This window comes from Massilia sp. CMS3.1 (genome assembly GCF_051262535.1).
Lineage (GTDB): Bacteria > Pseudomonadota > Gammaproteobacteria > Burkholderiales > Burkholderiaceae_D > Telluria.
In genome coordinates, this window is sequence record NZ_JBIMES010000006.1 from 47,655 (window position 1) to 60,298 (window position 12,644).

The 12,644-nt window shown below is 63.4% G+C and carries 10 protein-coding genes and 1 riboswitch; of the genes, 7 read left to right on the top strand and 3 right to left on the bottom strand.

The genetic code is table 11. The features are described 5' to 3' along the window. Positions 1-21: 21 nt before the first annotated feature. A riboswitch (S-adenosyl-L-homocysteine riboswitch) is annotated at positions 22-92 on the bottom strand. A 135-nt stretch (positions 93-227) separates the two neighbouring features. After that, positions 228-1,592: an ATP-binding protein gene (locus ACHAC9_RS11440; RefSeq protein WP_435760105.1), complete on the bottom strand. Its 1,365-nt coding sequence runs from the start codon at positions 1,590-1,592 to the stop codon at positions 228-230. Between the two features lie 449 nt (positions 1,593-2,041). Then, positions 2,042-3,208, bottom strand: a complete 1,167-nt coding sequence (metK, locus tag ACHAC9_RS11445; protein WP_435760106.1) for a methionine adenosyltransferase — start codon at positions 3,206-3,208, stop codon at positions 2,042-2,044. Between the two features lie 184 nt (positions 3,209-3,392). Here metK and ACHAC9_RS11450 point away from each other — a divergent pair, with 184 nt between their 5' ends. From ACHAC9_RS11450 to dapF, 3 genes are read left to right on the top strand one after another with little or no spacing between them, the layout of a single operon-like run. Beyond that, entirely contained in the window at positions 3,393-4,244 is an 852-nt protein-coding gene (locus tag ACHAC9_RS11450) for a lysophospholipid acyltransferase family protein (RefSeq protein WP_435760107.1), read from the top strand. Next, positions 4,241-5,104 (top strand): lipid A biosynthesis acyltransferase, encoded by an 864-nt coding sequence (locus ACHAC9_RS11455; RefSeq protein WP_435760108.1) that lies wholly within the window; start codon positions 4,241-4,243, stop codon positions 5,102-5,104. The genes ACHAC9_RS11450 and ACHAC9_RS11455 overlap by 4 nt, the downstream gene beginning before the upstream one ends. 4 nt (positions 5,105-5,108) lie before the next feature. Then, complete coding sequence (gene dapF, locus ACHAC9_RS11460) at positions 5,109-5,972, top strand: diaminopimelate epimerase (RefSeq protein ID WP_435760109.1); 864 nt, start codon at positions 5,109-5,111, stop codon at positions 5,970-5,972. A 92-nt stretch (positions 5,973-6,064) separates the two neighbouring features. Here the strand turns inward: dapF and ACHAC9_RS11465 are convergent, their stop codons facing one another. Further along, complete coding sequence (locus ACHAC9_RS11465) at positions 6,065-7,780, bottom strand: SEL1-like repeat protein (RefSeq protein WP_435760110.1); 1,716 nt, start codon at positions 7,778-7,780, stop codon at positions 6,065-6,067. 453 nt (positions 7,781-8,233) lie between these two features. Here ACHAC9_RS11465 and ACHAC9_RS11470 point away from each other — a divergent pair, with 453 nt between their 5' ends. The 4 genes from ACHAC9_RS11470 to xerC all read left to right on the top strand — a co-directional run bounded on the left by ACHAC9_RS11470 (position 8,234) and on the right by xerC (position 12,568). Continuing rightward, positions 8,234-9,301: a porin gene (locus ACHAC9_RS11470; RefSeq protein ID WP_435760111.1), complete on the top strand. Its 1,068-nt coding sequence runs from the start codon at positions 8,234-8,236 to the stop codon at positions 9,299-9,301. A gap of 257 nt (positions 9,302-9,558) precedes the next feature. After that, a complete protein-coding gene (locus ACHAC9_RS11475) occupies positions 9,559-10,839 on the top strand; it encodes a porin (RefSeq protein WP_435760112.1) in 1,281 nt (426 codons plus the stop codon). Positions 10,840-10,966: 127 nt separating this feature from the next. Next, the gene (locus ACHAC9_RS11480) at positions 10,967-11,629 is read left to right on the top strand and encodes a DUF484 family protein (RefSeq protein ID WP_435760113.1); all 663 of its coding nucleotides are present in this window, start codon (positions 10,967-10,969) and stop codon (positions 11,627-11,629) included. A 9-nt stretch (positions 11,630-11,638) separates the two neighbouring features. Then, positions 11,639-12,568 (top strand): tyrosine recombinase XerC, encoded by a 930-nt coding sequence (xerC, locus tag ACHAC9_RS11485; RefSeq protein ID WP_435760114.1) that lies wholly within the window; start codon positions 11,639-11,641, stop codon positions 12,566-12,568. Positions 12,569-12,644 lie beyond the last annotated feature (76 nt).

A 12,644-nucleotide genomic window follows, 5' to 3' on the forward strand; every position in this document is an offset into this window, starting at 1 on the left:
CCTCCTTTCAGTTAGAAAAAAGTAACGTGAGCGCAGTGTTGATATCCGAGCCTGGCGAAAAGAAGCTTTTCGTCGCAACGCTCCTCGGAACGGGATAGTTTAGCACGTCTGGACGAAGGCGGCGTCGGAGCCGAAGCTAGGTCCCTGGGGTATGTGCGCCTACACAACAGGCATTGGCTGCGGGGCAGCGGCCGCGCAGGCGCCGCAAGGCGGGTGGTTCCTGGCAGTCAGGCCAGGGCAACCGCGCCTGTTGTCAGGCCGGCGGCGCGTGCTGGCGCCAGCGGCAGGCGGATATCGAAACTGCTGCCGCGCCCCTGACCAGCGCTGCTGGCCGTGACCGTGCCGTCATGCAACTCAACCAGGCTTTTCACGAGTGCCAGTCCAAGACCGAGGCCGCCACTCTGGCGCTCGGACGAGGTTTCGGCTTGCACATACAGGTCGAACAAGTGTGGCAGGAGTTCGGCGTCGATTCCCTGGCCATTGTCGGCCACGCAGAGGAACGCAGCGCCCTTGCGCTCTTCCAGCGTCAGCGTGATATGCCCGCCCTCCCCCGTGTAACGGGTGGCGTTCCCAAGCAGGTTGCCGATGATCTGGATCAAGCGGGTGGCATCACCCTCGACCTTGCACGGGTCCAGGGGCAGCATCACGTCGACGTGCTGGTCCTTGCGCTCGGCCGCCGGCATGATCTGCTCGATGGCGGCATTGACCACGTCGCGCAGGTCGACCTCGGTCTTGACGATCGAAATCAGGCCGCGGCTGATGCGCGAGACGTCGAGCAAATCCTCGACCAGGCGGTTCATGTGGCTGACCTGCCGGTTGATGAGGTCGCTCAGGCTGACGGTCTGGGTCGTCGCGGCCGGGCTCTTCTTTAACAATTGCGCCGCCATTCCCGCCGCCGACAGCGGGCCGCGCAGTTCGTGGCTCAGCAGCGACAGGAATTCGTTCTTCTGGCGATCGGCCACCATCAGGGAAGCGGCCTTTTCGTTGAGCAGGCGATTCAGTTCCTCGACCTGTCCATTCGTTTGTTCCAGACGCCGCGACACCTCGACCAGTTCGTCCTGGCGCTCCTGCAGTGTCGCCAGCGCATCGGTCAGCTCGCGGTTTTGCTGATTAGCTTCGGACAAGGCAACATTGCTCGGCAGGGATACCCCGGCCACGGCCTGGGCAATGTCTCCCGCCGAGATCACGCCCGCACTGGCCGGCAGCAGTTTCGTGAGAACGATGCGCGTGCCGCTTTTGCCGGTATCGATATCGCACTCGTCCATGAAGCGGCGCGCGGCCAGCAAGCCGCCCGGGCGCTGGGTATGTTCGTCGCGCGCCAGCAGCAACTCCAGGTCGGCGATGCCCGGCCCCTCATCCTCGATCACCACCACCAGCGTGTGTCGCCCTGTCGCACCGGCCAATGAAAAGCCGACCTTGCCTTCGCCTGCATAGCTGAACACGTTACGCGCGAGCTCGGACACGGCAGTCGCAATGCGTGCCTGGTCGTGCGAGCTGAAGCCGCAACGGGCCGCAATCTGGCGCGCGCGCTGGCGTGAAGCAATAACATCCATCTCGCATGCAACCGCGATAGTCAGGATGGGCTGAGGCATGACGTGCCTTCTAATATGTAGGGAAACGTTTCCATTACGGAAAGTCGAGGTTGGATGAGGACGACTAGCGGCGACGGTGCTAGTGCGCGAGACGGCTGAATTATTCAAAAGGAAACTTATTTTCTGAACTAAAATTTATCCAGAGGAATTATGCGCTACAAGCGTGCATCGCGCTGAAAACAGTTGAGATTATTGGCAGTCGGCGAGCGCTGCCTGTCGACCGTCGTGCTGAAACACCGCTACCTAACCGCTGCTTGTGTAACAGAGAAGCAGTATCACAGGGTTTTCAGCAGAATGCGAGCGACGCTGGCGGCGCCGCCCTGTCAGCCCAGTTGCGAGGCAAAATACTGTATCCCCAGGGCAAAGAATTGCCTTGGAGATACAAGAACGCCCGGGGATCGCTCCGGTGCGGACGTGCTCCGCACAGTTCAGAGGGTCAAGCTTGTTGCTTAGGCCAGGCCCGCTTCGGCACGCAGCAGCGCCGCCTTGTCGGTGTGCTCCCAGGTAAACTCCGGCTCTTCGCGGCCGAAGTGGCCGTAGGCCGCCGTCTTGGCATAGATCGGACGCAGCAGGTCGAGCATTTGCACGATGCCTTTCGGGCGCAAATCAAAATGCTCCATCACGAGCTGGGCGATCTTATCGTCCGGAATGACGCCGGTGCCTTCCGTATACACCGTGATGTTGATCGGACGGGCGACGCCGATCGCGTAGCTGACCTGCACCTGGCACTGGCGTGCGAGACCGGCGGCCACGACGTTCTTGGCGACATAGCGGGCGGCATAGGCGGCCGAGCGGTCTACTTTAGTCGGATCCTTTCCCGAGAATGCGCCGCCGCCGTGGGGAGCCGCGCCGCCGTAGGTGTCGACGATGATCTTGCGGCCGGTCAGGCCGCAGTCGCCCTGCGGGCCACCGATGACGAAGCGGCCGGTCGGGTTCACCAGGTATTTGGTGTTCAGCAGCCATTCGCGAGGCAGCACCGGCTTGATGATTTCCTCGATCACTGCTTCTTCGATCTGCGAGTGGGAAACGTCAGGGTGATGCTGGGTCGAGAGCACGACGGTATCGACCGAGACCGGGCGGCCGTCGACATAGCGCAGTGTGACCTGGCTCTTCGCATCCGGACGCAGCCAAGGCAGGCGGCCGTCCTTGCGCAGCTGGGACTGGCGCTCGACGAGACGGTGCGCATAGTGGATGGCGGCTGGCATCAGCTCGGCGGTCTCGTCGCAGGCATAGCCGAACATCAGGCCCTGGTCGCCCGCACCCTGGTCGAGGTCGAGGCCGGCGCCTTCGTCGACGCCCTGGGCGATGTCCGGCGACTGCTTGTCGTAGCAGACCATGACCGCGCAACCTTTGTAGTCGATGCCGAAGTCGGTGTTGTCGTAACCGATGCGCTTGATGGTGTTGCGGGCGACGCCGATATAATCGACGTTGGCGTGGGTCGTGATCTCGCCGGCGAGCACCACGAGACCGGTGTTGCACAGCGTTTCAGCAGCGACGCGCGCCCGCGGGTCTTGCTCGAGGATGGCGTCGAGAATGGCGTCCGAGATTTGGTCGGCGACTTTGTCAGGATGGCCTTCCGAGACGGATTCGGAAGTAAAGAGATAATCGTTGGACATGAAGGCTCCGGTTACTGTTCAAAAACTGCCGCAGCAACTCGTGCCTGCGACGCTTTAGCGACATTTATATTCCGCTTCGCAAGTTGTCATTAACTCGGCGGATCCTGCGTAAAGTGGTATTTTACGCTCCTTTAAGAAATTTTTGGCGGAGGAGCCCTCTTCGTCCTGAACGCCGATCAAGCGCATGCTAGTTATTTTATTCAGAGTGTTGTCCATATTTCCACTACGCATGCTGCATGCCTTGGGCAGCATGCTCGGCTGGCTGGTGTATTTGTTGTCCCCTTCCTATCGACGCCGTCTCGACGCCAACCTGGCCCAGGCGGGCTACAGCGCCCAGCGCCGCGCTGCTGTCGCCGAGGCGGGCAAGGCCATCGTCGAGCTGGCGTTTGTCTGGTGTGGCAGGCCGGAACGTGTTGCCCGTCATGCCACGGTCGAGAACTGGGACATGGTCCAGCGCGTGCTGGACGCCGGCCGCGGCATTGTGTTCCTGACACCGCACCTGGGCTGTTTCGAGATGACCGCGCAACAGATCGCGCTGCACACTGCGCTCACCGTGATGTACCGCCCACCGAAGAAAAGTGCGCTGAAACCGCTGGTCGAGGGCGCGCGCGCGCGCCACAACCTGCACCTGGCGCCAGCCAATCTGTCCGGGGTGCGGATCCTGGCCAAGACCCTGAAAAGCGGCCAGCCAATTGGTTTACTGCCGGACCAGGTGCCGCAGGAAGGCGAAGGCGTCTGGGCGCCCTTTTTCGAACGCCCTGCCTACACGATGACGCTGCCGGCCAAGCTGGCCCAGCTCGGGCGCGCCGACATCCTGCTGGTGTATGCCGAACGCCTGCCGCGGGGCCGCGGCTACGTCGTGCGCTTTGTCCAGTTCGAAGGAGATTTGTCGGGCAGTCCTGCCGAGCAGGCCGCCAGCATCAACCGGGCGATGGAAGCGCTGATTGCACGCTGCCCTGCCCAGTATTTCTGGAGCTATAACCGTTATAAACAACCCGAGGGCGTGGCCGCACCACAGGCCGAGGCCGTGGCATGAGGCTGCTGATCGCATTCCTGTGGCTGCTGCATTGGCTGCCCCTGCCCGTGCTCGGGCGTTTCGGCGAAGCCGTCGGCAGCCTGCTGTTCCTGGTGCTGGGCAAGCGCCGCCACATTGCCCTGACCAACCTGCGCCTGTGCATGCCGGAATTATCGGAACAAGCCCGTCGCGCGATTGCGCGTCAACACTTTCGCAGCTATTCGCGCAGCATCTTCGAGCGCTCGATCCTGTGGTGGGCGCCGGAAGCGCGTGTTCGCAAGCTCATCCACGTGGAGCCCGCCGTGCCGCAGGCGGCCATGGAAGCCGGGCCGACCATTTTGCTGTGCCCGCATTTCGTGTGCCTGGACGTGGCCGGCATTGCGGCGCGTGTGATTCCGGTATGCAGCATGTACGTGCCGCAAAAGAACGCCGCCTTCGACAAGCTGCTGCGCCACGGCCGCGAGCGCTATGGCCCGGTGCGCCTGGTGACGCGCAAGGAAGGCATCAAGCCGATCCTGCGCGCGCTGCGCGACGGCCTGCCCTACTTCATGCTGCCCGACATGGACTTCGGCGAGAAGGATGCCGAGTTCGTGCCCTTCTTCGGCGTGCCGGCGGCGACCCTGACGGCGCTGGGCCGGATCGCCGCCTCCACTGGCGCCAAAGTGATTCCCGTGGTGGCGACCTATCTGCCGAACTACCAGGGCTGGCGCGTGCGCTTCTATCCTGCCTGGGAAAACTATCCCGGTGACGACATGATCGAGGCCACCCGCCGCATGAACGCTTTCATTGAAGACCGGGTGCGCGAAGCGCCTGCCGAATATTTCTGGACCCACAAGCGTTTCAAGACCCGCCCACAAGGTGAGCCTTCGCTCTACGAGTAAGCACATGAAACTCAAGTTCACCAAGATGCAGGGCGCGGGCAACGACTTCGTCGTGATCGACGCCATTCGCCAGCACATCGATTTCAGCACCGAACAATGGCAACGCCTGGCGGACCGCCGCTTCGGTGTCGGCGCCGACCAGATCCTGATCGTGGAACGCCCGACGGTTCCCGGCGCAGATTTCCGCTACCGCATCTTTAATAATGACGGCGGCGAAGTCGAACAATGCGGCAACGGCGCGCGCGCCTTTGCCCGCTTCGTGAGCGACCAGGGGCTCAGTAGCGAACGCAGCATCCGGGTCCAGACCATGTCCGGCATCATCGCGCCACGTCTCGAGGAAGACGGCAGCGTGACGGTGGACATGGGCGCCCCCGTGCTGGAGCCGGCCGCGGTCCCTTTTGATAGCCAGGCCCTGGACAGCATCCCCGAAGGACGCGACCAGCTATGGCCGCTGTCGCTGCAACTCGATGGCGCACCGGTGCATGTCCTGGTCTCGGTCGTCTCAATGGGCAATCCGCATGCGGTGCAGCTTGTAGCAGACGCCGACAGCGCGCCGGTGGCGGAACTGGGGCCGCAAGTCGAGCATCACCCGCGCTTTCCGAAACGGGTAAACGCCGGTTTCATGCAGGTCGTCGACCGGCAGCATATCAAGCTGCGGGTGTTCGAGCGCGGCGCCGGCGAAACCCTGGCCTGCGGCACCGGCGCCTGCGCAGCGGTCGTGGCCGGTATCCGGCGTGGACTGCTCGACTCGCCGGTTCAGGTAGCCGCGCGCGGCGGCGAACTGTCGATCGCCTGGACCGGCGAGGGGGAACCGGTCTACCTGAGCGGCCCGGCCGTCACGGTGTTCGAGGGCGAAATCACCTTATAAGGTAAAACGCTGTCGGCCCCGGGGGCCGGCCGAGCGGCGCCCATGCAGCGAGGTGCAATCAAAGCCCCGCAACCTGCCGCAGCCAATCTCGTTCAGGCCGCCATGCCATAGGACGCATTGCCGCGTTCCGGTTTCACGGAAGGCGTGAGCCTGCCATCAGTCCCGTCGGGCATTCTTCCGGACATGGCCGCATCGGCCATCAGGGTGCGCAGCCGGTACAGGCGCTGTCGGTAATTTCCTTCCGGCCCACCCGGTCCGCAATCGACATTCTCGAACAGTCGCACAATGCGGTCGAGCGTCTGCCGCTCCTGGGCCGTTTCAACCATGACCAGACGGCGCTTGCTGCGTCCATAGCTGGCACGAATATCGATCACCAGGCAGTGCCCCTGATCCGCCGCGGCCACGTCGAGCAGCAGCGTTTCGGCACGCGTCAGGCCGAACAGCGCCGCCAATTCGAGCCGCGCCGCCAGTAGCGGGTGCGGCGACAGGTCACCGACACAACCGAGCAGCGCCCCGGTTTCGGTATGGGAGGCGTCGTCGGGACGCGGCGCGATCTTGCGGATGGCTGCATCGGCCTCGGCGTTGCCCTGTGCCGCCGCCTGCTGCAGCCAGAACACGGCGCGCACATCATTGCTCTCGTTTTCGCGGCGCGCGCGCCATGCGTTGTTGCCGCACTCCAGCTGAGCGACCTCATATCCCATTTCCGCTGCCCGTTCCAGGTAACGCTGGGCATCGGCCACATTCCGTTGCGAGAACTCGGGTTTCAGGTAGATGCGCGACAGGGCGTACCAGGCCTCGGCCAAGCCCTGTTCGCCTGCCAGCAGCAGCCAGCGGATCGCCTTCTTGAAGTTTGCCGCGCCCGTACCGCCTTGCACCCGGGCACCGTGAACCTGCATGCGCGCATACCACAGGCCGATCGCCAGCTGGGCGTGCCGGTCGTGCTCGGCGGCGGCCATCTCCCAGAACGCGTGAATGTCGTCGCCGCCCGCATCGATGCCGCCTTTTCCTTCGGCCAGCAAGCGCGCCGTGCGTGACAACAGCGTGACTTCGCCGGGTGCCAGGCGACGCGTATGCTTGGCGCTGCCGTTTTCCACGAGCGTGCGTGCCAGTGGCAGCGCGCGCGCCAGGTAATCCTGCCAGGCTTCGGCGCTCCAGCTCTGTTCAAGCAGGGCAAACTGCGCCTCGGCCATGCCGTTGTCGGCGGCCCGGCGCAGCCAGGGTTGCCCTGAGGCCGCAAGCGCGTCTGCCGCCGGGACACCCGGGCGTGCAACCGCGCGCCGGTCGAGTGCCTGCCCTGCCGGCTCGCGGATCGGCGCCATCCCCTGCTGCGTTGCAGCAAGGCGCTGCGGCGGAGCGGCGGGTACAGACGCCGGATTGACGCCGCAAGCAATGTCGGGCCGGCGCGCCAGCAGCCATTGCGCTTCCGCGAAACCGGCGCGCGCGGCTTCTTCGAGTGCGCGCGCGGCCTTGGCACGCAGCGCGTCGGGCGCGGCGCGGCCGTCCTCGAGCAGCAACTGGGCCAGTACCAGTCCGGCGCGCACGTTGCCGCCATCGTAGGCGCGTTCGTACCACGGCGCCAACGGTGTGGCATGCACGCACGCGAGGTCGAGCGGGATATGGCTGCCGATCAGCTCACACGACTCGGCGCACCCCTGGCGCGCCGCCCGGTCCAGCCAGTGCAGGGCGGTCGGCAGGCTGCACGGCAGGCCGGCGCTGCCGAACAGGTAGCGCTTGCCCAGTTCGAGTTGCGCGTCGGCGTGGCCACTGCGGGCGCCACGAATGATCGCCAGTTCTTCACGATTAGCCATCGGTCGTCTTCGTCAATTGGTAAGGAGGCGTGGTGCAGGCGGGATTGGCGGAAGACCACGACGGAGAGGCAGTCGCAGGCAAAGTTGCCAATATACAATAAGTTCGCACATCTCGCCCACCCATCGGTTCAGGGAAAGTCTAAGCCAGCAGGAAGGCCCAAACGTCCCGAACCGCCCGATGATTGATATCGAACAAACGCCTCGAAACGAGGCGGAACTCTGCTACGTTGCAGTGCATCAAGCACAGAACAGGGGCGCCGACCGGGCTCGAGCGTTTCGAAAATACAACAGCACGATTGGTTAAATTGGCTTTCCACCAACTCGAACCGCCATAATTAACCAATCCGGCAATCCTGACGCGTTAAGCCTTTAAGGTTCACTCGTCCGAGTGTTCAGCAAAAAAAAATCTCAACGCTCTTTGGATTCCGATTCATCTTCTTAGGATACAAATAAATGAAAAAATCTCTGATCGCAGTCGCACTCGTCGGCGCATTCGCCGGTGTGGCCCATGCACAGACCGCCGTTCAAATCTACGGCACCATCGATGCTGGCGTGCAGAAGCGCTCGGGCCAGACCCTGAGCATCGGCAAGCGTGCTTCGAACACCCTCGGTTTCAAGGGCACTGAAGACCTGGGCAATGGCCTGAAGGCACTGTTCCAACTGGAAATCCGCTATGAGCCGGACACCGGCACCGTCGAGAGCGGCGGTCGTCCGCTGTTCCAGGGCCAGAGCCGCGTCGGCCTGCAGGGTAACTTCGGTATGGTGCGTATTGGCCGTGGCCTGACCCCGTACCAGGAAACCGTCGGCGCCTTCGAGCCGTTCCACGCGCTGCCGCACCAGGCTGGCTTCTACACCGACCTGGCTGTCGCTGGTTACACTTCGACTCCACTGGATCCAGCGGTCAACTCGAACAACCGTTGGTCCAACGCCTTCTGGTACAACAGCCCGGTCGTAAGCGGCTTCCAGCTGAACACCGCGATTGCTACCAAAGAAAACAATGGCGCCCCAGCCATCCTTGGCCGTGGCACTGTCGCGGCACCGCAGTACGCTGCCGGCGCACAAGCCAGCTCGAACCCGTTCTCGGTCACCGGCACCTATAACAACGGCCCGGCAGCCCTGATGGTCGGCTACGAACGTAATGCGATCGAGAGCAAGGTCATGTCGGTCGGTGCATCGTTTAGCGTCACACCTGAACTGAAACTGATGGCACTGGCATCGCGTCAGGACCAGGACAACACCCGCTTCTTGAACACGAAGACCAATGCATGGATTTTAGGTGCCAACTACACCATGGGCCCGGGCAAGTTCTTGGCCGGCTATGGCCAGAAGGATCCAGACAACTTCATCAAGACAAAGCAGATGTCGCTGGGTTACGAGTACAGCCTGTCGAAGCGTACCTATGTGTACCTCGATGCATCGCGCAAGAATGGTCCACAGCGCCAGTTCAACACGTTCAACGGAGCCGCTGCGCCTGACGAAACGGTCAACTTTTACACCATCGGTGTGAACCACTCGTTCTAAGCTGAAGCGGACGCAAGTCCGCCTGGCTTGACGAAAAAGGCAGGCGCCAGCAACGGTCCCTGCCTTTTTCACGTCTGCTCCGTTGACACCAGCTTCATATAGCTGTCGCGTACGCATCTGCTGGCAATGCTCAATTGTTGTATTTATGCAACTAAACCCCACCACGCTGGGCAGTTGTGTATACAGTGCGGTGTGCCAATGGCATATTTGCAAGACGGAATTTTTAAGCTTCCGAAATAGACAATAGTGGAGATTTAATGAACAAATGTTTGATCGCCGGCCTGATCGGCTCGTGCTTCGCCCTCCCGGCCCTGGCCCAGTCCAGCGTCCAGATCTACGGTATCGCCGATGCCGGCGTCATGTGGCAAAAGGGCGGCCCGACCAAGATCATCAGTGGCGGCGCCGACGGTTCGCGTATCGGCTTCAAGGGCACTGAAGAAATCGGCAACGGCTACAAGGCCATCTTCAACCTGGAAGCACGTGTCGAACTCGACACCGGCACCCAGCAGCCTACCCTGATCAACGACAACCGCGGCTTCTACCTGGCGCGCGGCCTGGATGCATTCAATGCAGCCGACCCACGCATCGCCGCTGGCCTGCGTGCAGCGCTGTACGTGCCGGGCGCCGCGGCCGTGAACCAGGAACGCGCCCTGTTCGACCGTACCGCCATGGTTGGACTGGTGACCCCGGTCGGCGCCGTGCTGCTTGGCCGCATGTACACCCCAGGCTACGAAGTCTTCGCCGCTGCCGACACGTTTGAGTCGGGCACCGCTGGCACCTGGGGCGGCATCACCGGCGGCACCGCCGGCTTCACCGCGCTCGGCGCAGACATCCGTTCGCAGGAATCGATCCAGTACCGTATCGCCCACCCATCGGGCTTCGGCGGTTCGATCATGTACGGTGCGCGCAATTCCGGCTACCTCGGCCGCTACAACAAGTTCCGTGCGGCGGCTGTCACCTACAAGGCCAACGGGTTCGACCTCGGCCTGGGCTACAACCACGGCTACGACCAGCAAAACCGTCCTAGCCTGCGTACCTTCACCGCCGGCGGTTCGTACAGCATGGACGCGTTCAAGTTCTTCGCCGGTTTCCATAGCCAGCGCAACGAGAACTCGGCCCTGATCGCCGATTACCTGAACGCATGGGACGCCAGCATCGCACCGGCACTGGCTGCACAGCCGGCCCCGGTCCGCGCCGGCCTGCGCAATACCTTCCAGAACATCATGCGCGCCAACACGACGCAAGATGCGAACAGCTACCAGCTCGGCCTGCACTACAAGCTCGGCGGCGGCCGCGTGATGGCATCGTATGCGCACCAGAACGACCGTACCGCCTCGGACAGCGACGCCGATCTGTACGCAATCGGCTACGACTACTTCCTGTCGAAGCGTACCGATATCTACACCGTCGCCGCTATCATCAAGAACCAGAACGATGGCCAGTACACGCCAGGCACCGCCGGTTCGCCAGGCGGTTTCACGAAACTGCCGGGTGACGACGGCCGCGCCTTCCAGGTCGGCATTCGTCACCGCTTCTGATACAGCAACACGGCGCGCCTGGCGCGCCGCCCTGCTCACAAGGGCGCCTGCGGGCGCCCTTTTTGTATCTCCCGCCCCTCCCCGCTGCGGTAGAATTGCGCACCCCTTATTTCTTGCAAGATTACCGATGACTGTCACCCTGGACTCCGCCGCCGTCGCCCAATACCTGGCCGACCACCCGCGCTTTTTCGAAGAACATGCCGGCCTGCTGGGCGAAGTCAAACTGTCGAGCCCGCTGACCGGGAAAACCGTGTCGCTGCAGGAGCGCCAGATGGAAGTCATGCGCGCCAAGTACAACGCGCTCGAGCTGCGCATGGCCGAACTGATCCGTACGGCCAGCGACAACACCGTCATCCTGAACCGCTTTCATGCCTGGCACCTTGCGCTCCTGAAGTCGCGCGGCGGCGCGGCCATGGCGCGTGACCTAGTCGATGGCCTGGTCACGCATGTCGGCGTACCGCAAGCGACGCTGCGCCTGTGGAACGTGGGCGCCGAGCATGCCGACGCCTGGTTCGCCAGCAATGTGGCCGGGGATGCGCGCCTGTTCGCCTCCAGCCTGCGCGCGCCCTACTGCGGTCCGAACAAGGATTTCGAGGCAGTGCGCTGGCTCGACGAGGCCGGCGCCGTGCGCTCGACGGTACTGCTGCCCTTGACGATGGATGGCGTCACCTTTGGCTTGCTGGTCATGGGTTCGCCCGACGCCGAGCGTTTCAGCCCGATGATGGCAACCGATTTCCTGGTCCAGCTCGGCCAGTCCGCCAGCGCAGCGCTGGCGCCGCTGCGCGCCTGAGTACTTAGCATGGAACCGGCGCGCGAGGATTGGGTCGGACGCTACCTCGGCGAACTGGCTACCCAGCGCCAGCTGTCCGAACACACGATCGCCGCCTACCGGCGCGACCTGGCCGAACTGCGCCAACTGGCCGGGCACGACGACTGGACCCTGCTCACCCATGCCGACATGCGCCGCTTCGCCGCGCGCCTGCATGGCGGCGGCCAGGAACCGCGCTCGATCGCCCGTAAACTGTCGGGCTGGCGCGGCTTTTACCAATGGCTGTCGCGCCAGGTTTCCCTGCCTGCCAACCCGGTCGAAGGCGTACGCGCGCCGCACCGCCCCAAAACATTGCCCAAGGCGCTCGCCGTCGATGCCGCCGTGCAGCTGCTGGAAGCAAATCGCCACGGCCATCCGGAGCCAAGCGAACTATGCAACCGCGCCATGTTCGAGCTGCTGTATTCGAGCGGATTGCGGGTCTCGGAACTGGCCGGGCTCGACCTGGCCTATACGACTGGCGACGGCAACACCTCACTTGGCTGGCTCGATCTTGCGGCCGGCGAAGTCGTCGTCACCGGCAAGGGCAATAAAATGCGCCGGGTGCCGGTCGGCGGCCCGGCGCGCGCGGCCCTGGCAGCCTGGCTGGCGGTACGCCCGCCCGCCGCGGACGGCGGTGCCGCGCTGTTTCTGTCAAGCCGCGGCACCCGCATCACCCCGCGCGTGGTCCAGCAAAGACTGAAGACCCATGCGCTGCAAGCCGGCTCGCCCGTGCACGTGCACCCGCACGTGCTGCGCCACTCGTTCGCCTCGCACCTGCTGCAATCCTCGGGCGACCTGCGCGCCGTCCAGGAATTGCTGGGCCACGCCAGCATCACCTCGACCCAGGTGTATACGGCGCTCGACTTCCAGCATCTTGCTGCGGTGTATGACCGAGCGCATCCACGAGCGAAAGCGAAGTAGACAAAGGTTCGCGTGAGCTGGCGCAAAGACCGGTGCGGTTGATGTGGCAGATTGCAAATTACGGCATAATCTTCGG

Coding starts and splice junctions, on each gene's coding strand:
- ACHAC9_RS11440 (WP_435760105.1), bottom strand. CDS start 1,592: ATGCCTCAGCCCATCCTGACTATCGCGGTTGCATGCGAGATGGATGTT.
- metK (WP_435760106.1), bottom strand. CDS start 3,208: ATGTCCAACGATTATCTCTTTACTTCCGAATCCGTCTCGGAAGGCCAT.
- ACHAC9_RS11450 (WP_435760107.1), top strand. CDS start 3,393: ATGCTAGTTATTTTATTCAGAGTGTTGTCCATATTTCCACTACGCATG.
- ACHAC9_RS11455 (WP_435760108.1), top strand. CDS start 4,241: ATGAGGCTGCTGATCGCATTCCTGTGGCTGCTGCATTGGCTGCCCCTG.
- dapF (WP_435760109.1), top strand. CDS start 5,109: ATGAAACTCAAGTTCACCAAGATGCAGGGCGCGGGCAACGACTTCGTC.
- ACHAC9_RS11465 (WP_435760110.1), bottom strand. CDS start 7,780: ATGGCTAATCGTGAAGAACTGGCGATCATTCGTGGCGCCCGCAGTGGC.
- ACHAC9_RS11470 (WP_435760111.1), top strand. CDS start 8,234: ATGAAAAAATCTCTGATCGCAGTCGCACTCGTCGGCGCATTCGCCGGT.
- ACHAC9_RS11475 (WP_435760112.1), top strand. CDS start 9,559: ATGAACAAATGTTTGATCGCCGGCCTGATCGGCTCGTGCTTCGCCCTC.
- ACHAC9_RS11480 (WP_435760113.1), top strand. CDS start 10,967: ATGACTGTCACCCTGGACTCCGCCGCCGTCGCCCAATACCTGGCCGAC.
- xerC (WP_435760114.1), top strand. CDS start 11,639: ATGGAACCGGCGCGCGAGGATTGGGTCGGACGCTACCTCGGCGAACTG.